We start from the raw sequence: 18,939 nt of genomic DNA on the forward strand, positions 1-18,939 counted from the left end.
GGTTTACTGATGAAAAGACGTTCGTTGCTCAAGGCTTTTGCGCTCTCTGCCTCGGTGGCCAGCATGGGCTTTGCCTTTGCCGCACAGGCTGCTGACACCATCAAGGTGGGCATTATGTCCTCACTCTCCGGCACCATGGCGATCTCCGAGACGCCGCTGAAAGACGTGGCGCTGATGACAATCGATGAGATCAACGCCAAAGGCGGCGTGCTGGGTAAAAAGCTGGAGCCAGTGGTGGTGGATCCGGCCTCCAACTGGCCGCTGTTCGCCGAGAAAGCGCGCCAGTTGCTGACGCAGGATAAAGTCGCGGCGGTATTCGGCTGCTGGACCTCGGTCTCGCGCAAATCGGTGCTACCGGTGTTTGAAGAGCTGAACGGCCTGCTGTTCTATCCGGTGCAGTACGAAGGCGAAGAGATGTCGCCGAACGTGTTCTACACCGGTGCCGCGCCTAACCAGCAGGCGATTCCTGCGGTGGAGTACCTGATGAGTGAAGATGGCGGCAGCGCTAAACGCTTCTTCCTGCTGGGCACCGACTACGTTTATCCGCGCACCACCAACAAGATTCTGCGCGCTTTCCTGCACAGCAAAGGGGTGCAGGATAAAGATATCGAAGAGGTCTACACGCCGTTTGGTTACAGCGATTACCAGACTATCGTTTCCAACATTAAAAAATTCTCTGCCGGTGGCAAAACCGCGGTGATCTCCACCATTAACGGCGACTCCAACGTGCCGTTCTACAAAGAGCTGGCGAATCAGGGCATCAAAGCCACCGATATTCCGGTGATCGCCTTCTCGGTGGGTGAAGAGGAGCTGCGCGGTATTGATACTAAACCGCTGGTTGGTCAGCTAGCGGCGTGGAACTACTTTGAGTCGGTGGATAACCCAACCAACGCTAAGTTTGTCGCCGATTACCGCGCCTATGCCAAGGCACACAATCTGCCGAACGCCAATACCGTCGTCACTAACGATCCTATGGAAGCGACCTACGTTGGGCTGCATATGTGGGCACAGGCGGTGGAGAAAGCCGGCACCACGGATGTGGACAAAGTACGCGCGGCGATGGCGGGCCAGACCTTCAAAGCGCCGGACGGTTTCACTCTCACCATGGATAAAACCAACCACCACCTGCACAAGCCGGTGATGATTGGCGAAGTGGAAGAGAACGGCCAGTTCAACGTGGTGTGGCAGACCGAGCAACCGGTGCGCGCCCAGCCGTGGAGCCCGTACATCGCGGGTAACGACAAGAAGCCCGATCATCCGGTGAAATCAACGCAGTAAGCCCTCACCCTAACCCTCTCCCGCAAGCGGGAGAGGGAATTGATCGAGCATACATTTGGCAGCATCCCCCTCTCCCTGTGGGAGAGGGCCGGGGTGAGGGCATCAGACCGCACCTAACTACCTCCTTCAGGGCCAGAACCATGACAATTCGCCGTTATCTCTGCTGTCTGCTGTTACTGCTGCCCTGGCTCGCCCAGGCGGGCGATGGCGCAGACTTCGCGGCCGCCAGCCGCACCCAACAAGCCGTGCTGCTGCAACAGTGGGCCGCCGCGCCGCAGGCCAGCCGCTTGCCGCTACTCGAGGCGTTGCGCAATGAAACCGTGGTCATCGACCAAAAACAGCAGCCGTTCAGCAAACAGGGCGATACGTTGCAGCCGCTCGACAGCGCGCAACAGCCCAGCGGCGACACGAAAAAGCTGTTTATGAATAATCGGCTGCGCGTAGTAATCGCCAGCGCCCTCGCCGCCCACCAGCTGGTGAGCGAGGACCCCGCGATCCGCTTGCGCGCTGCACAGCAGCTGCAAAACGATGGCGTCGCGGACATGCTGCCACTGCTTGAACAGCGCCTCGCCAGTGAGAAAGACACGCAGGTTCATGCGGTGCTGCTGATGGCGGCGGCAAACCTGCAACTGGCCAGCCCGGATGCCGCGCTGCGCCTCAACGCGGTGACGCTGCTCGGCGAATCCAGCGATCCCAACATTCAGGCTAGTCTTACTCGCTTAACCCAGGCCAGCAATGAACCCGATGCCAAAGTACGCGAGGCCGCCGCCGCCAGCCTGAAGCAGATTAAACAGCGCCTGATGTGGGGCGATCTGCTCGGCCAGGCGTTTATCGGCCTGTCGCTCGGCTCGATTCTGCTGCTGGCGGCACTCGGTCTGGCGATCACCTACGGCCTGCTGGGGGTGATCAACATGGCGCACGGTGAAATGCTGATGCTCGGCGCCTACGCCACCTGGTTTGTGCAGAGTCTGTTCCAGCAGTTCGCGCCGCAGTGGCTCGCCTGGTATCCGCTGCTGGCGCTGCCGGTGGCATTTCTGGTCACCGCCTGCATGGGCATGCTGCTGGAGCGCACCATTATTCGCCATCTATACGGACGCCCGCTGGAAACGCTGCTCGCCACCTGGGGCATCAGCCTGATGCTGATTCAGCTGGTGCGCATGCTGTTTGGTGCACAAAACCTCGAGGTGGCTAACCCAGGTTGGCTCTCCGGCGGCCTGCAGCTGTTGCCGAATCTGGTGCTGCCGTACAACCGCATCGCAGTGATCCTGTTCGTATTTGCCGTTCTGGGCCTCACCTGGCTGCTGCTAAACAAAACCCGGCTTGGCCTCAGCGTGCGTGCCGTGACGCAGAACCGGGCAATGGCCGACTGCTGCGGCGTACCCACCGGACGCATCGATATGCTGGCGTTTGGCCTCGGTTCCGGCATCGCCGGGCTCGGTGGCGTGGCGCTGTCGCAGTTGGGCAACGTTGGCCCAGAGCTCGGTCAGGGTTACATCATCGACTCTTTCCTTGTGGTGGTGCTGGGCGGCGTTGGCCAGCTGGCGGGCACTGTCGTGGCGGCGTTTGGCCTCGGCATTCTTAACAAAGTGCTGGAACCGCAGATTGGCGCAGTGCTGGGCAAAATCCTCATCCTCGTGCTGATCGTGCTGTTTATCCAGAAACGTCCGCAGGGGCTGTTTGCCTTCAAAGGGAGGGTGATTGACTGATGAGCCAACCAATGACGTTAACCCTCGCGCGGAAAGCGCCGCGCCTGACCCTCAGCCTGGGTGTAGCCATCACGGCGCTGCTGCTGGTGCTGCCGTTTTGCGCCTTGCTGCCCGCCACGCATCCGCTGGCGATCTCCACCTACACGCTGACGCTGGTCGGCAAAATCCTCTGTTACGCCATCGTCGCGGTAGCGCTCGATCTGGTGTGGGGTTACGCCGGTTTGCTGTCGCTCGGCCACGGTTTGTTCTTCGCGCTCGGCGGCTATGCGATGGGCATGTATTTGATGCGTCAGGCCTCCGGCGACGGCTTGCCGGCGTTTATGTCGTTTCTTTCGTGGAACGAGCTGCCATGGTTCTGGGCGGGCACGCAGCATTTCGCCTGGGCGCTGTGCCTGATCGTGCTGGCGCCGGGCCTGCTGGCGTTGGTGTTCGGCTTCTTCGCCTTCCGCTCGAAAATCAAAGGCGTCTACTTCTCCATCATGACGCAGGCGCTGACCTACGCCGGCATGCTGCTGTTTTTCCGTAACGAAACTGGCTTCGGCGGCAACAACGGGTTTACCGGCTTCACCACGCTGCTTGGCTTTAACGTCACCGCGACCGGCACGCGCATCGGGCTGTTCGTTGCCACGGTGCTGCTGTTGCTGGTGAGTCTCGGCATCGGCTTCGCGCTGGCACGCAGCAAATTCGGCCGCGTGCTGACGGCAGTGCGCGATGCGGAAAACCGCCTGATGTTCGTCGGTTACGATCCCAAAGGCTTCAAGCTATTTGTCTGGACGCTCTCGGCGGTGCTGTGCGGGCTGGCGGGCGCGCTCTATGTGCCGCAGGTTGGCATTATCAATCCGAGTGAAATGTCGCCGACCAACTCGATTGAAGCCGCAATCTGGGTGGCGTTAGGCGGACGCGGCACGCTGATTGGACCGCTGCTTGGCGCGGCGATCGTTAACGGTGCCAAGAGCTGGTTTACCGTCGCCTTCCCGGAATATTGGCTGTTCTTCCTCGGCCTGATGTTTATCCTGGTCACGCTGTTCCTGCCGCGTGGCGTGATTGGCCTGCTGCGCCGGAGGCGTGATGACTGAACACCTGTTTACCCAACCTCATCCAGCGGATCGTCATCGTGCGCAGACCGATCCGGTATTGCAGCTGGAGAAGATCAACGTGTCGTTCGACGGTTTCCGCGCGCTGACCGATCTTTCCCTGAAGATCGGCGTCGGCGAACTGCGCTGCGTGATCGGCCCCAACGGCGCGGGTAAAACCACGCTGATGGATGTGATCACCGGTAAAACCCGGCCGGACAATGGCCAGGTGATCTACGACCAGGATACCGATCTCAGCAAAATGTCGCCGGTGGAGATCGCGCGCGCCGGCATTGGACGCAAGTTCCAGAAACCCACGGTGTTTGAAGCGCTCACGGTGTTCGAGAATCTGGAAATCGCGCTGAAAAATGACAAATCGGTGTGGGCCAGCCTGCGCGCCCGGCTGAACGGCGAGCAGCAGGATCGCATTGATGAGGTGTTAAAGCTGCTACGACTTGGCGGCGAGCGTCAGCGTCAGGCCGGTTTGCTGTCGCACGGCCAGAAGCAGTTTCTGGAAATCGGCATGCTGCTGGTGCAGGACCCGCATCTGCTGCTGCTGGATGAACCGGCGGCGGGCATGACCGATGCCGAAACCGAGTACACCGCCGAGCTGTTTCGCAGCCTCGCCGGCAAGCATTCGCTGATGGTGGTTGAGCACGACATGGGCTTTGTCGAGACCATTGCCGATCACGTTACCGTGCTGCATCAGGGCCAGGTGTTGGCCGAGGGATCGTTACGCGAAGTGCAGGCGGACGATCGGGTTATCGACGTTTATCTGGGGCGCTAACATGCTACAAGTGGCGGATCTGAATCAATTTTACGGCGGCAGCCACATTCTGCGCGGCCTGTCGTTTGAGGCTAAACCAGGTGAAATCACCTGCCTGCTGGGACGCAACGGCGTGGGCAAAACCACGCTGTTGAAGTGTTTGATGGGGCTGATTCCGGCCAAATCCGGCGAGATTCGCTGGCAGGACAAAGTGATTAACGGCCGCAAGCCACACCAGCGCGTGCAGGCTGGCATCGCTTATGTGCCGCAGGGGCGTGAAATCTTCCCGCGTTTAACGGTGGAAGAGAATCTGCTGATGGGGCTGGCGCGCTTTTCTGGCGCGCAGGCCAAAGCGGTGCCGGAGGAGATCTACCAGCTGTTCCCGGTGCTGCGCGAGATGAAAGCGCGCCGTGGCGGCGATTTGTCGGGCGGTCAGCAGCAGCAGCTGGCGATTGGCCGCGCCCTCGCCTGTTCACCAACGCTGTTGATCCTCGATGAGCCTACCGAAGGGATCCAGCCGTCGGTGATCAAGGAGATCGGCGCGGTGATCCGCCAGCTGGCGCAGCGCGGTGATATGGCGATCCTGCTCGTCGAGCAGTTTTACGATTTCGCCGCCGAGCTGGCCGACAGCTATCTGGTGATGTCGCGCGGTGAGATCGTGCAGCGCGGCGCCGGATCCAGCATGGAAGCCGACGGCGTGCGCGGGTTGGTGGCGATTTAGTCGCGCCGTTTAATCGTAGGGTGCGCATTGATGCGCACCTGGTCGCCATGAATGGCGACCCTACGGTTTAATTACAAAATCCCGGTTTCGACGCTGAAGTGGCGCTGCTCGCCGGGGGCCAATTCGATCAACGTTCCCGCGTGCTGCGCCGCCTTGAACCCCTCCGGGCGGCAGGTTGCCGGCAGCACATAGGCAGCGACCTGCTGATCGCGATTATGCAGCATCCAGCGCGTAGCGTGTGGGAACTGCTGGCTGGAGAAGCGCGTCATCAGGGCAAAACCCTGCGGCGAGTGCAGCTCGAACTGCACCTCATCGCCATACTGCAGCAGATCGTCGGCGAAGAACACGATCTCCGGATCGCACATCTCAGGCTGATCCAACTGCTGAAACGCCAGTGGATCGGCCGCCAGCCGCTCGGTATAAGCGCGCCACTGCGGCGTAGGCTTGACGTGTGCCGGGATCGAGGTGCGCAGCTGGAACGCATCCGTCGGGATTGACTGCTGGAAACGGCCCTGCTCAATCCACGCGCTGTTGAGATGGCACATGTACTGCAAGGGCATCGGCGCACCGGCCAGATTAGTGACGTTCATCTCAATGTGCAGCCTTGCCGCATTGGCCTCAAGCCGCACTGCAGGCGCAGCGAGATAGTGATGACCGAAGCCCTTCACATATTCGGTTTCGCCTTCCAGTGACAGGCGATCGTTTTCCAATACCATCCACGCGCTATCCATACGCGCACAGGCCATTTCGCCGTGCAGCGGATGGTCGTCATCGACCGCCGGGCAGCCGTTGGCCAACAGCCCGGAGTGGAAAGCAAAGCAGCCGTAGGTATCAATTATCGAACTGCCGAGCAGCGGCTGTTTAAAGCTGTGCCCCATCGTGAGCGAATACCCATCAAAATGGGCGTCCCACACCATCTGGCCGTAAAACGGCAGCACGATCACCGTGCCGCGAGGGTTGCTGATGCGCACCGCTTCCACGCCCGCCGGGTAGCGAAACAGCTCAACGTGAAAAGTCTCGTTGCGCAGCAGCGTGCTCGGTGTTTCCTGAAACTGTTCACGACGTAACGGCAAACGGGTTTTCATGGCATCTCCTCGACTAAACGACCGGCCGCTTCCGCCTGCTTTTTATGGCGCAGTTCGCCCCAGAAGAAGAAGCCAACCCAGGCAAAGCACAGCAGTGATACGCCAAAGGCCAGCTGCATCGATCCCAGATGATCGGAAACAAAGCCCTGCAGCGCGGGAATAAAGGCGGCACCGACAATCGACATCACGATAAACGCACCTGCCACTTCAGTGTATTTGTTATCGACAGTCGCCAGCGTACCGGCATAAATGGTCGCCCAGCAGGGGCCGAACAGCGCGCTGACAAAGATGGCGGCATACACGGCAGTAAAGTTCGGCACAAACATCACCCACGCCAGCGTGATCACGCCGAGTACCGAGTAGGCAATCAGCACTTTTTCCGCGCGGAAACGCGTCATCAGGAAGTTGGCCACAAACTTGCCGATAAAGAAGCCGATAAAGCTATAAATCATGAAGTTGGAAGCATGACGTTCGTTAGTTGCGCCGAGCGTCAGCGCCAGACGAATGGTGAACGACCACACCGCCACCTGCATGCCGACATACAGAAACTGGGCCAGGATGCCGCGTTTAAAGTGACGATTAGTCGCCAGATAGCGGAAGGTTTCGCCGAGCGACGGCAATGATTTTTCGCTGCTTTCTGGTTTACAGCGCGGATAGCGGGTGAACAGGAACAGCAGCATCACCACCACCAGCACCATAACCAGATATTTGTACGGTTCCAGCGTGTGCTCCAGCATGGAAAGGCGGAACGCGTGCGCCTGTTCAGCGTTCATGCCCGCCAGCTGGCTTGCCAGACTGTCGCCATCCTGGAACACCAGATATTTGCCCAGCACGATGCCCATTAAAGCACCCACGGGATAGAACGTCTGGCTGATGTTGAGCCGCAGCGTCGCATGATCGCGATGACCAATCATCGAGCTATAGGTATTGGCCGCCGTTTCCAGAAAACTCAAACCAATGGCGATGGCAAAAATCGCCGCAAGGAACATGGTGTAAGTCGCCATGTGTGAAGCGGGATAGAACAGCACGCAGCCGACGATATACAGCGCCAGACCGAGCAAAATCGCCAGTTTGTATGTCGCTTTGCGGATCACCAGCGAGGCCGGAATGGCAATCAGGAAGTAGCCGCCGTAGAACGCGCTCTGCACCAGCGCGCTGGCGAAGTCGCTCAACGCGAATACGCTTTTGAACTGGGTGATCAGGATATCATTCAGGCTCGCCGCACAGCCCCACAACGGGAACAGGCACGAGAGCAAAATGAACTGGAACAGCGGCGTTTTATTCAAATAGCCATCAGATTGCTGAACAATGTTCGTTTGCATAACTCGACCTCAATGAACGTTGAGAAAACGCTGGAAGCTTTCCGCGTCGGGATAGGAGCGCTGCGTGCCGCGACCGGTCACGCTGCAGGCGGCATAGGCGGAGGCTTGTACCATCGCGCCCGCAATATCGCCGGTTTTCACCAGCGCCTGTGCAAAGCAGCCAATGAAGGCATCGCCCGCGCCGCTGGTGTCCACCGCGTTGACAGCGGTAGGTGCCACGTGATGCAGCTGGTCGCCAGACATCCACAGCGAACCGCGGCCGCCGAGCGTGATGATCAGGTTTTTCAGCCCGCGTTTGAGCAGTGATTGCCCCGCCAGTTGCACTTCTTCATCGGTGTTAACCGGCATACCGGTGAGGATCTCCAGCTCGGTTTCGTTCGGCATGAAAAAGTCGCATTTACAGGCGTAGTCAATATTGAGATCCGCCACGGCGGGTGCCGGATTGAGGATCACGTTGATATCGTGCTGGCGGGCAAAATCAATGGCGTAATAGACGGTTTCCAGCGGGATCTCCAGCTGGAGGATGATAAGCCTACAGGCTTTCAACGCGTCGGCGGCGGCATCGATATCGGCTGGTTTCAGCTGCTGGTTGGCTCCTTTGATAATCAAAATGCGGTTTTGTGATTGATCGTCGACGAAAATCGGCGCGACACCGCTCGAGGTACCGGGCGCGCTCGTTACAAAGCGCGTATCAACGCCCTGCTGTTGCAGATTGGCTACGGTGTTCGGCGCGAAGAGATCGTCGCCAACTTTGCTGACCATCATGACGCTCGCCCCCATTTTCGCTGCCGCAACCGCCTGATTCGCACCTTTACCGCCACAGCCAATGGCAAAATCGGGGGCTTCCAACGTTTCCCCTGCTTTAGGTAACTGATTGGTATAGGTAATGAGGTCAACCATGTTTGACCCAATGACCGCGATATCCATTTTTTTCTCCCGGTAAATTTTCAACGCCTAAATGTTATAAAAATCACAATATCAGGTTAATAAAGTTAATTATGTGATAAATTTCACACCTCAGAGTTGCCAATAAAAGCCGAAAAACAGCCAAACATTCATGGAATGGAATGTTATTATTCTAACAAAGCAACATCATTAAGAAGTAAGCCAACCGATGAGCGAAGCGCGGTGATTAAGGATTTGCGTGGCGTTTGCGGGGCGATCTCATTACAGGTAAGATTGAAAACCGACCTGCGGGACAGGTCGCAACTGATTAAAAACTGTGAGATTTATCGTGATTTTTGACCAGGCAACTTCGACTTCAGGATTCATAACGCAGAGATGATCATGGAAACCCGGCGCGACGAACGTATTCACAAGTTGGCTCAGGCGTTAAAACGCACTGATAAACTGCACCTGAAAGACGCGGCGCAGCTACTGGGCGTTTCAGAAATGACCATCCGCCGTGACCTTACCGAACCCGCCTCAAGCGTGGTGCTGCTAGGCGGTTATATTGTTAGCGATCCGAAAAACCACGCTGGCCACTATTTCATTTCCGATCAACATGGACAAAATGCCGCACGCAAGCAGCGCCTGGCGCAGGCCGCGGCGGACCTAATCGGTGAAAATGACACGGTGTTTTTTGATTGCGGTACCACGCTGCCTTACATCGTCGATGCGATCCCAGATGGCCTGCCCTTCACGGCGATTTGCTGCGCCATGAACACCTTCCTGACGCTGAAAGAGAAACCGGCCTGCAATGTGATCCTTAGCGGCGGCGAGTTTCATGCTGATAATGCGCTGTTTACGCCGATTGGCGCACATTCGATCCTCGACGATCTCTGCCCCACGCTGGCCTTTATCTCCGCGGCGGGGATCGACCATGAACAGGGCGCAACCTGCTACAACATCAATGAACTGGCGATGAAGCACCATGCCATGCTGCGAGCGCGCCAGCGGGTGCTGGTGGCCGACAGCAGTAAGTTTGGCAAAGTGCTGCCGGCACGGATTGGCGACCTGCGCGGTTTTGATTTGCTGGTGAGCGACAGCGCACCGGAACCGGCGCTGAAGAACTGGCTGGCGCAACATAACATCCCACTGCGCCTGCCATAAGATCATAGTTCCTGTATTTTCAATAATCTGCTCACGATCCATACCCTAAATAATTCGAGCTGCAGCAAGGCGGCAAGTGGGTTCATCCCCAGGAGCATACATAAGTATGTGACTGGGGTGGACACACGCAGCCAACGCCGCTGCAGCTCGAAGTATGACGGGTATGAATAAAGGGGGAAAACGGCTAAACTTCTGCATCAGTTGTCCACCACTCACAGACCAAAAGGCTCATAACAACGTGGCTCAATTCGTCTATAGCATGCATCGCGTCGGCAAAGTCGTTCCGCCGAAGCGTCACATCCTGAAGAATATTTCTCTTAGCTTCTTCCCTGGAGCAAAAATCGGCGTCCTCGGCCTAAACGGTTCCGGTAAATCGACGCTGTTGCGCATCATGGCCGGTATCGATACCGATATCGAAGGGGAAGCACGCCCGCAGCCGGGCATTAATGTTGGCTATCTGCCGCAGGAACCGCAGCTGAACCCGGAACACACCGTACGTGAATCCGTGGAAGAAGCGGTTTCCGAAGTGGTGGGTGCGCTGAAGCGCCTTGATGAAGTCTATGCGCTGTACGCCGATCCGGATGCCGATTTCGACAAACTGGCCGCCGAGCAGGGCCGTCTGGAAGAAGTGATCCAGGCGCACGATGGTCACAACCTTGATACGCAGCTGAACCGTGCGGCCGATGCGATGCGTCTGCCAGACTGGGATGCCAAAATCGCCACCCTTTCTGGTGGTGAACGTCGCCGCGTCGCGCTGTGTCGTCTGCTGCTGGAAAAGCCAGACATGCTGCTGCTCGACGAACCGACCAACCACCTGGATGCGGAATCCGTGGCGTGGCTGGAACGCTTCCTGCACGACTTCGAAGGTACCGTTGTGGCGATCACGCACGACCGTTACTTCCTTGATAACGTTGCCGGCTGGATTCTGGAACTGGACCGCGGCGAAGGTATTCCGTGGGAAGGTAACTACTCTTCCTGGCTGGAGCAGAAAGATCAGCGTCTGGCGCAGGAAGCCTCTTCTGAAGCTGCGCGTCGCAAATCTATCGAGAAAGAGCTGGAGTGGGTGCGTCAAGGCGCGAAAGGCCGTCAGTCGAAGGGCAAAGCCCGTCTGGCACGCTTTGAAGAGCTGAATAACACCGATTACCAGAAGCGTAATGAAACCAACGAACTCTTCATTCCACCTGGCGCGCGCCTCGGCGACAAAGTGCTGGAAGTGACCAATCTGAAGAAATCGTATGGCGATCGCGTGCTGATCGACGATCTGACCTTCTCCGTACCAAAAGGCGCGATTGTCGGCATCATCGGTCCGAACGGCGCAGGTAAATCCACGCTGTTCCGCATGATGTCAGGCCAGGAGCAACCCGATTCTGGCACCATCGAGCTGGGCGAAACCGTCAAGCTGGCGTCGGTTGATCAGTTCCGTGACGCGATGGATAATTCCAAAACCGTATTTGAAGAAGTCTCTGGTGGCCAGGACATTATGCGGGTCGGCAATACCGAGATGCCAAGCCGTGCTTACGTTGGCCGCTTTAACTTCAAAGGCACCGATCAGGGCAAACGCGTCGGTGAGCTGTCAGGTGGCGAGCGCGGTCGTCTGCACCTCGCGAAACTGCTGCAAGTGGGCGGCAACCTGCTGCTGCTCGATGAACCGACCAACGACCTCGACATCGAAACCCTGCGCGCGCTGGAAAACGCCCTGCTGGAATTCCCTGGCTGTGCCATGGTGATCTCGCATGACCGTTGGTTCCTCGACCGCATCGCCACCCATATCATCGATTATCAGGATGAAGGCAAGGTGGAGTTCTTCGAAGGTAACTTTACCGAATACGAAGAGTACAAGAAACGCACTCTCGGCGCCGACGCGCTCGAGCCAAAGCGTATCAGGTACAAACGTATGGCGAAGTAATTTATAAAAGGTGCCAGCAATGGCACCTTTTACTTAATATGAGGTGTGCGATGAGAAAAGATCAAAAAAGTCGTTCAATGAAGCGTGAAGAGATGATTTACGAGCAAACTAAACATGCCAATTTTATTGCCAGCTCTTCGCTGGAAGGCATTGAGATCCCTAAAGAGCCTGTATTTACCTCGCTGGCGCAAGTTCGTAAACACTTTCAGCAGAGTTAACCATCATGGATCGCTACTCTTCATGGCGCGATCACTATTGCTATCCCGATTCTTCGATACTGATTAATCGCTATAACATTCGTGATGGTGAACAACTTGAAGCTGCCGAACGTAGCGTGACAGCCCTTACTATTAATCAAATCACCCTGCTTCATCCCCCTTTCTCATTAAACACATTGAGCACCATTCACCGTACATTATTTGCCGAACTCTATTCATGGGCAGGCGATATTCGCGATATTGCCATTAGCAAAGGCAATACACGCTTTTGCCAACCTATGTTTATCCGACGCGAAGCTGAACTGCTGTTTAGTAAAATGGAACAGGAAAACTGGCTCAGCGATCTTAACCATCCAGAGTTTTGTCAGAGACTGGCATGGTATTACGGTGAACTCAACATTTTGCATCCGTTTCGCGAAGGCAATGGACGAACACTACGCATTCTGTTTGAACACATTGCGTTGAATGCAGGATATCGTATCGATTGGTCTAATTTGCAGGTTGAGGATTGGCTAAAAGCGAATATTTCAGCTTACGAGATAGGTCCTGATGCGCTTAATACGCTTTTCTTACAGCATGTATTTGTCTTGCCTGAGCCGTGATTTAGGCGGCTATGACACCGCCTGATATTGTGTTTTAACTGCCCAGCATCTGCTTCACCAACTCTACACAGCGCAGGAAGCGCGCATCGTAGTCATCCTCTTTTACGTGGACAAACTCAATATTGTTTTCGCGCAGCATGGTGATGAGCATCGTCTGGAACTCACGGCGATCCATTGAGCTGCCGAGGCTGCGTAAACCATCCGCCACCCACGGCACATTGTTCTCCAGCAGAATCACCAGATCGAAACGGTATTCATCAATCAGCGCCTGCACAAACGGATGTTCACGCCCTTCGTACTTGAGGCAAAACGCCTGCGTGGTGATGAAGTCAGTATCAATAAAGGCGACTTTGCTGGCGTATTTCACCGCGAAATCGATGTACTGCGCCTGTCCCAGCGCGATTTTGTCGTAGTCGGAATACTGTAACGCCATCTCATCGCCGCCGAGGTGCGAGAACACATAGTCGCGGCCATATTCCCACGCGCTGGTGGTATTGAAGATGTTTGCCAGCTTGTTCACCAGCGTCGATTTACCGCTCGACTCGCCGCCCAGCACCGCCACGGTGCGCACGAAGAACGGCTTCACTTCGGTAGGAATGTATTCCCAATAGCGGAACGGATCCTGGCGAATCTGACCGCCGCTGATGTTCATAAACGATCGATTAGGATCAACCACCACCGCCGGAATACCGAGGTGCTGCTCATACATCGCGGCATCAGGTTCTTCGCTGGTGTAAACACAATTCGGCTCTATGCCCTGCTCAGCCAGAAACGTTTTAACGCCGCCGCTCCACACGTCCCAGCCGTGCGGATAAGGTTCAATGCCTTCCTCATTAAACGAGTGGATGCGGATATTTTTCTGGTATTTGAAGGTTTGCAGCAGCCAGCGCAAACGATCGCTGATGGTCGGCTGCTGTGACATGGCGCTGTTTTCAAACAGTTCACGATCGCGCGGATCGTCGTGGCCCATGATGATATGCAGTTCATCCACCTGGCTACAGGCGCGCTGGATCAAATAGATATGGCCGGTGTGCAGCGGATAAAATTTACCAAATACCACACCAACGGTTTTGTCGCGACGGGGAAATTCCAGCCCCAGAAAACGGTGTAACGCTTCCAGCTTCTGCGCGCTCGGGCTTTTGATTTTGGCGTTGAGCAGCTGGCTTAAGTAGCCTTTGGTCATTCCGCTGGCATCGGCAACCTGCTGCAGCGTGTGGCCTTGCTGGCGAATGGCTGTTTTCAGGTAGTCAAACGATGACATTTAGTGCCTCCTGCGTGGAATAAAGGGCGGTGCGGCCTTTAAGACGGTGCGCATAAATGCGCACCCTACGAATGTAGGGTCGGCATTCATGCCGACCGGTAAAACTTATAGCTCATCCAGAATCGCCAGCGCATCCGCCAGCTTCTTCGCGCTGTACACCTTCATCCCTTCTACCGGTTTTTTCGGTGCGTTACCGGCCGGGACAATGGCGCGCTTAAAGCCATGCTTTGCCGCTTCAGCAATGCGCTCCTGGCCGCTCGGCACCGGACGAATTTCGCCCGCGAGTCCGACTTCGCCAAAGATCACCAAGTCCTGCGGCAGCGGACGATCGCGGAAGCTGGAGACCATCGCCATCAAAAGTGCTAAATCGACGCTGGTTTCGGTGACTTTTACCCCGCCGACCACGTTGACGAATACATCCTGATCCGCCATCTGCAACCCGCCGTGGCGATGCAGCACCGCGAGCAAAATAGCCAGACGATTCTGCTCCAGACCTACCGCCACGCGGCGCGGATTGCCCATCATTGAGTGATCGACCAGCGCCTGAATCTCCACCAGCAGCGGGCGCGTGCCTTCCCATAGCACCATCACCGAGCTGCCCGAGGTGATTTCATCACCGCGTGACAGGAAAATGGCCGACGGATTGCTCACTTCACGCATGCCCTGCTCGGTCATGGCGAACACGCCGAGCTCATTCACCGCACCAAAGCGGTTTTTATGGCTGCGCAAGGTACGGAAACGTGAATCAGCATCACCATCCAGCATTACCGAACAGTCGATACAGTGTTCCAGCACTTTCGGGCCGGCTAGCGAACCATCTTTGGTGACGTGGCCGACCATAATGATCGCCACGCCGCGCGTCTTAGCGAAGCGCGTCAGGTACGCGGCGGTTTCACGCACCTGCGCTACGCTACCCGGCGACGACTGGATCTCCGCCATGTGCATCACCTGGATCGAGTCGATCACCATCAGTTTCGGCTGTTCCTGCTCGGCGATCAGGCAGATCTGCTCGATGCTGGTTTCCGACAACATATTCAGATTTTCGGTCGGCAATCCCAGACGATGGGCGCGCATCGCCACCTGTTGCAGCGACTCTTCGCCGGTGACGTACAGGGTTTTCATCCCTTCCGCCAGCTTACACATTACCTGCAGCAGCAGCGTCGATTTACCGGCGCCCGGATTACCGCCAATCAGAATGGCGCTGCCCGGCACCACGCCGCCGCCCAGCACGCGATCGAACTCTTTGAAACTGGTAGAGAAACGCGGCAGGGCTTCGAGACTGATTTCCGATAGCTTCTGCACGCGGCTAACGCCCGCGTTGCCGCCGGCATAACCGCTTAGACGCTCGTTACGCGCCGCCGCAGGCGAGGCGGCAATGCGCACCTCGGTGATGGTGTTCCACGCATGGCAGGCGCTGCATTGCCCCTGCCAGCGCGGATAATCAGCGCCACATTCGTTACAAACGAAGGCGCGTTTTGCCGCTTTGGCCAAATCAAATCCTCAGTTAACGCTCTTCGTGAATCAGGCTGCCGGTCAGGATGCAGAATACGCCCATCAGGTCAGCATGGCGGATGATGATTTCCGTCTGCTCATTCACTTTAGGTTTAGCATGATACGCGATACCCAGCGCCGCCGTTTTAATCATCGGCAGATCGTTAGCGCCATCGCCAATCGCCACGGTTTGTTCCGGGGCAATCTCAAAGCGTTGTGCCAGATCGTTCAGGGTATCGGCTTTAAATTGAGCATCGACAATCTGTCCCAGCACCTGGCCAGTCAGCTTGCCGTCGCGAATTTCAAGCTCGTTAGCGACTGCCGCAGCCAGATGCAGCGTTTGACGCAAGTAGTCGGCATAAAACGTGAAGCCGCCCGAGGCAATCGCCACCTGCCAGCCCAACGCCTGCAGTTTCTGCACCAGCGTGGTTAAGCCCGGCATCAGCGGCAGCGCATCACGCACCTGCATCAGGATATTGGCATCGGCGCCCGCCAGGGTGCCCACGCGCTCGCGCAGACTGGCTTTGAAATCGAGTTCGCCGCGCATCGCGCGTTCGGTGACGTCCGCCACCTGCTCGCCGCAGCCCGCCAGTTTAGCGATCTCATCGATGCACTCAATCTGGATAGCAGTGGAATCCATGTCCATCACCAGTAAACCTGGCGTTTTCAAATGCGGGATCTTACCGAGTGGCGCCACGTCGAAACCGGCTTCGTGTGCCAGTTTGCTGGCGCGCGGCGTCAGTGAACCGGCTAACCGTACCACCTGATACTCATCGACATTCCAGGCGCTGACGATCACCATCGCCGCACCGAGCTTGTGCTGGTAATCGGTCAGTGTTTGTTTATCGAGCCCGCGCCCATACAGCAGCCAGCCAGTCCGACCGGCACGGTAATCCAGCGGCATCACTTCATCACCGCTGAGGGAAAGGGGTAGACCCGGCCAAAGTGAAACATCGGCGGGCAGATCGCACCAGGTAAGACGATTTGGCATTACAGCTCCTGTAGGGACAACAAAACCACGCAAGAGGCTACCTTGTCTGCGCGGGTTCTGGCAACATAATTGCCAGCCTTTCTGCTGTTACATCACACGGGTTTCTGATGGTTAAAACCGCACTGAAATTTCGCCTGCATCGCACGGTGATTGTTCTTATCTCGCTGGCTCTATTAGTGGTACTGATGCAAGGCGCATCCTGGTTTAGCCTCGGCCACCAAATGGCGCGATCCGAACAGGTTGAAGAACTGGCGCATACGCTGACCAGACAAGTCGCTTTCAGCCTTAAACCGCTGATGGACAACAGTGATGATAACCGTGCGCAGATTGCTGCCATCCTCAATCAAATGACCGACAACAGCCGCATTCTTGATGCCTCAGTTTATGCTGACGACGGCAGCCTGGTGGCACACAGCGGCGAGAGCATTAATGTGCGCGACCGTCTGGCGCTGGATGGCAAACGCGCGGGCAGCTACTTCAACCATCAAATCGTGCAACCACTGGAAGGCAAAGAGGGCCCGCAAGGTTTTCTGCGCGTCACGCTGGATACCCACGTGTTGGTGACGGAATCCCGCCAAGTGGATAACACCACCAATATCCTGCGTTTGATGATGTTACTGGCGCTGGCCATCGGCATTATCCTGACGCGCACCCTGCTGCGTGACCGCCGCACCCGCTGGCAGCAATCACCGTTCCTGCTAACGGCCAGCCGCACGGTGAAAGAGGATAAAGAGAAAGAGGAAGAGGAAGAAGAAGCGGCGGCCTCAGAGACAGAAAAAGGGCGTTAACAACATCGGCGGTTTTACCTCATCTGAACGCTTCATGAATAGATTCGTGAATAGATACTTGAATAGATTTTTTGCACAAAAAAGCCCGCACAGCGGGCTTGTTAGCATCATCTCGATGTTAACGATGAATAGATACTTTTAACCTTCAGTAATTAACGCTTCTAGCTCGGCCAGCGTTTTTACCTGCCAGGTTGGCGTGATATGTTCCGGCAACGGACGCGTACCATGATCGATCCAGCAGGTCTTCAGGCCAGCATTCATGCCGCCGAGAATGTCCGATTCTGGCGTATCGCCCACCATTAGCACGCGGCGGCGATCCGGGTTACCCAGTAACGCCAGCGTGTGATCAAAAATCGCCACGTCCGGTTTCGGCACGCCAACCTGCTCGGAAATGACGAGCGCATCAAAGATATCGCGGAAACCGGTGCGTTCAAGACGCGCCTGCTGTAGCGCCGTGAAACCATTGGTGATGATAGCGATCTTCACTTTGCCTTTCAGCGTATTCAGCAGATGCGCCGCGCCCTCAAGCGGCAGGCAGATATCGGCCATGGCGCTGAGAAAATCGCTATTAAGCACTTCCGGCGCCACGCTGAGCTTTTCGCCCCACAAGGTGAAACGTCGCGTTTGCAGCTGCAGCGCGGAGATAGTGCCATTCTGATAATCAACCCATAACGGTTTGTTGATCGCCTGATAGTCGCTGTAATCCTGCGCGCTAAACTGCACGTCGTAGCGGGCAAACATACGCTGCAAACCGGCATAAGCATCGAAATGGAAAAGCGTGTCGTCTGCATCAAACAGGATGCAGTCCCAGTCGTTTAGCATGGTGCTCCTTTCAAATCGCTTAAAGGGTTAGCGCCATAATAATGGCATCTTCTCGCCCGCTGGCGGTGGGATAGTAGTTGGGGCGTACGCTCACCTGGTGGAAATCCAGCTGCTCATATAATGCAATCGCCGGTGTATTTGAGGCGCGCACTTCCAGCCACAGCGTCATTACGTCGCGCTGTTCCAGCTCGGCAATCACATGCTGCAACAGCTGGCGCGCGAGGCCACGACGCTGAAAATCGGGATCTATCGCGATATTAAACAGCGACGCTTCATCCAGCACCACTTGGGTGATGGCAAATCCGGCCAGCTGACCTTCTGCTGCAATGCGGAAATTAACAAAACGTTCGCCTTGGTTGCTGGCAAACGTCTGCTCGCTCCACGGGAAAGCATGCGCGCGACGTTCAATTGCCAGCAGCTGCGGCTGGTCTTCAGGGGTGACTAAAGAGATGGCTGTCATGGTTACACATCTGTTGCCACAGGGCGCGTTTTGCCGCGCCGCTGCTGATCAGTTCATTAAAAACGGCGGTATTGAAGGTAATGCCGTTAAAGGGATGCTCGCTCTCCACGCCCAGCAACCAGCCGGCGCAATCCACCTGCTCCGGCAGCATTTGCAGCTGTTCGGGCGTTAGCGCCATCACCTGCGCAGGTTGGATATTCAGCGCACGCAGCACGTCGCGAATCAGCGGTTCTTGCAGCGTCGGCGCCTGTTCGGCTACCAACACTAAACGCGTATCGGGCAAAAGCGTGACGGCAATTTCCCCTTGCAGCACGCGCGGACGCCGCAGCTGATACTGCGTAATCCCCATTTGCTGTAGAAGCCAGTCGCGCCTTGTGCTCATGCTATTACCCGTTAT

The 18,939-nt window shown here is 56.6% G+C and carries 19 protein-coding genes; 10 read left to right on the forward strand and 9 right to left on the reverse strand.

Annotation, left to right across the window (positions count from 1 at the left end; all coding sequences use genetic code 11):
• Positions 1 to 9: 9 nt before the first annotated feature.
• The 5 genes from urtA (at position 10) to urtE (ending at position 5,544) form a co-directional block, all read left to right on the forward strand.
• Complete coding sequence (gene urtA, locus AAGR08_RS15740) at positions 10 to 1,278, forward strand: urea ABC transporter substrate-binding protein (RefSeq protein ID WP_097094999.1); 1,269 nt, start codon at positions 10 to 12, stop codon at positions 1,276 to 1,278.
• A gap of 140 nt (positions 1,279 to 1,418) precedes the next feature.
• Complete coding sequence (gene urtB, locus AAGR08_RS15745; RefSeq protein ID WP_345827304.1) at positions 1,419 to 2,984, forward strand: urea ABC transporter permease subunit UrtB; 1,566 nt, start codon at positions 1,419 to 1,421, stop codon at positions 2,982 to 2,984.
• Positions 2,984 to 4,060 (forward strand): urea ABC transporter permease subunit UrtC, encoded by a 1,077-nt coding sequence (gene urtC, locus AAGR08_RS15750; RefSeq protein WP_345827305.1) that lies wholly within the window; start codon positions 2,984 to 2,986, stop codon positions 4,058 to 4,060. The genes urtB and urtC overlap by 1 nt, the downstream gene beginning before the upstream one ends.
• Positions 4,053 to 4,844 (forward strand): urea ABC transporter ATP-binding protein UrtD, encoded by a 792-nt coding sequence (gene urtD, locus AAGR08_RS15755; protein ID WP_097095002.1) that lies wholly within the window; start codon positions 4,053 to 4,055, stop codon positions 4,842 to 4,844. The genes urtC and urtD overlap by 8 nt, the downstream gene beginning before the upstream one ends.
• Before the next feature lies 1 nt (position 4,845).
• On the forward strand, positions 4,846 to 5,544 hold the full coding sequence (urtE, locus tag AAGR08_RS15760) for an urea ABC transporter ATP-binding subunit UrtE (protein ID WP_345827306.1): 699 nt from the start codon (positions 4,846 to 4,848) through the stop codon (positions 5,542 to 5,544).
• A gap of 71 nt (positions 5,545 to 5,615) precedes the next feature.
• On the opposite strand, the gene AAGR08_RS15765 is transcribed toward urtE, so the two are convergent.
• The 3 genes from AAGR08_RS15765 to rbsK are packed head-to-tail and all read right to left on the reverse strand — an operon-like array spanning position 5,616 to position 8,878.
• The gene (locus AAGR08_RS15765) at positions 5,616 to 6,629 is read right to left on the reverse strand and encodes an aldose 1-epimerase family protein (RefSeq protein WP_345827307.1); all 1,014 of its coding nucleotides are present in this window, start codon (positions 6,627 to 6,629) and stop codon (positions 5,616 to 5,618) included.
• Positions 6,626 to 7,951: an L-fucose:H+ symporter permease gene (gene fucP, locus AAGR08_RS15770; RefSeq protein ID WP_345827308.1), complete on the reverse strand. Its 1,326-nt coding sequence runs from the start codon at positions 7,949 to 7,951 to the stop codon at positions 6,626 to 6,628. Before fucP ends, AAGR08_RS15765 begins: the two co-directional genes overlap by 4 nt.
• A gap of 9 nt (positions 7,952 to 7,960) precedes the next feature.
• Positions 7,961 to 8,878, reverse strand: a complete 918-nt coding sequence (rbsK, locus tag AAGR08_RS15775) for a ribokinase (protein WP_345827309.1) — start codon at positions 8,876 to 8,878, stop codon at positions 7,961 to 7,963.
• 360 nt (positions 8,879 to 9,238) lie between these two features.
• Between rbsK and deoR the strand changes: the two genes are divergently transcribed.
• The 4 genes from deoR to AAGR08_RS15795 all read left to right on the forward strand — a co-directional run bounded on the left by deoR (position 9,239) and on the right by AAGR08_RS15795 (position 12,729).
• Positions 9,239 to 10,003: a DNA-binding transcriptional repressor DeoR gene (gene deoR / locus AAGR08_RS15780; protein ID WP_345827310.1), complete on the forward strand. Its 765-nt coding sequence runs from the start codon at positions 9,239 to 9,241 to the stop codon at positions 10,001 to 10,003.
• 238 nt (positions 10,004 to 10,241) lie between these two features.
• Positions 10,242 to 11,909 (forward strand): energy-dependent translational throttle protein EttA, encoded by a 1,668-nt coding sequence (ettA, locus tag AAGR08_RS15785; RefSeq protein WP_345827311.1) that lies wholly within the window; start codon positions 10,242 to 10,244, stop codon positions 11,907 to 11,909.
• Positions 11,910 to 11,959: 50 nt separating this feature from the next.
• Positions 11,960 to 12,127 (forward strand): YhfG family protein, encoded by a 168-nt coding sequence (locus AAGR08_RS15790; protein ID WP_345827312.1) that lies wholly within the window; start codon positions 11,960 to 11,962, stop codon positions 12,125 to 12,127.
• 5 nt (positions 12,128 to 12,132) lie between these two features.
• Positions 12,133 to 12,729 carry a putative adenosine monophosphate-protein transferase Fic gene (locus AAGR08_RS15795; protein WP_345827313.1) on the forward strand — a complete coding sequence of 199 codons (597 nt, stop codon included), beginning with the start codon at positions 12,133 to 12,135 and terminating at the stop codon, positions 12,727 to 12,729.
• Between the two features lie 34 nt (positions 12,730 to 12,763).
• On the opposite strand, the gene nadR is transcribed toward AAGR08_RS15795, so the two are convergent.
• From nadR to serB, 3 genes are all read right to left on the reverse strand, one after another.
• Positions 12,764 to 13,990, reverse strand: a complete 1,227-nt coding sequence (gene nadR / locus AAGR08_RS15800) for a multifunctional transcriptional regulator/nicotinamide-nucleotide adenylyltransferase/ribosylnicotinamide kinase NadR (protein ID WP_097095008.1) — start codon at positions 13,988 to 13,990, stop codon at positions 12,764 to 12,766.
• A gap of 105 nt (positions 13,991 to 14,095) precedes the next feature.
• The gene (gene radA, locus AAGR08_RS15805; protein WP_345827314.1) at positions 14,096 to 15,481 is read right to left on the reverse strand and encodes a DNA repair protein RadA; all 1,386 of its coding nucleotides are present in this window, start codon (positions 15,479 to 15,481) and stop codon (positions 14,096 to 14,098) included.
• 13 nt (positions 15,482 to 15,494) lie between these two features.
• Positions 15,495 to 16,472: a phosphoserine phosphatase gene (gene serB, locus AAGR08_RS15810; protein ID WP_097095009.1), complete on the reverse strand. Its 978-nt coding sequence runs from the start codon at positions 16,470 to 16,472 to the stop codon at positions 15,495 to 15,497.
• Between the two features lie 107 nt (positions 16,473 to 16,579).
• Between serB and AAGR08_RS15815 the strand changes: the two genes are divergently transcribed.
• Positions 16,580 to 17,260: a YtjB family periplasmic protein gene (locus AAGR08_RS15815; RefSeq protein ID WP_345827315.1), complete on the forward strand. Its 681-nt coding sequence runs from the start codon at positions 16,580 to 16,582 to the stop codon at positions 17,258 to 17,260.
• A 138-nt stretch (positions 17,261 to 17,398) separates the two neighbouring features.
• On the opposite strand, the gene yjjG is transcribed toward AAGR08_RS15815, so the two are convergent.
• Genes yjjG through AAGR08_RS15830 form a run of 3 tightly spaced genes read right to left on the reverse strand, consistent with a single transcriptional unit; the run spans position 17,399 to position 18,924 of the window.
• Complete coding sequence (yjjG, locus tag AAGR08_RS15820; protein WP_345827316.1) at positions 17,399 to 18,082, reverse strand: pyrimidine 5'-nucleotidase; 684 nt, start codon at positions 18,080 to 18,082, stop codon at positions 17,399 to 17,401.
• A 19-nt stretch (positions 18,083 to 18,101) separates the two neighbouring features.
• Complete coding sequence (rimI, locus tag AAGR08_RS15825; protein WP_097095012.1) at positions 18,102 to 18,542, reverse strand: ribosomal protein S18-alanine N-acetyltransferase; 441 nt, start codon at positions 18,540 to 18,542, stop codon at positions 18,102 to 18,104.
• Positions 18,514 to 18,924, reverse strand: a complete 411-nt coding sequence (locus AAGR08_RS15830; protein WP_097095013.1) for a DNA polymerase III subunit psi — start codon at positions 18,922 to 18,924, stop codon at positions 18,514 to 18,516. Before AAGR08_RS15830 ends, rimI begins: the two co-directional genes overlap by 29 nt.
• Positions 18,925 to 18,939 lie beyond the last annotated feature (15 nt).

The sequence above is a fragment of the Pantoea sp. BRR-3P genome (genome assembly GCF_039621635.1).
Taxonomy (GTDB): domain Bacteria; phylum Pseudomonadota; class Gammaproteobacteria; order Enterobacterales; family Enterobacteriaceae; genus Pantoea; species Pantoea floridensis.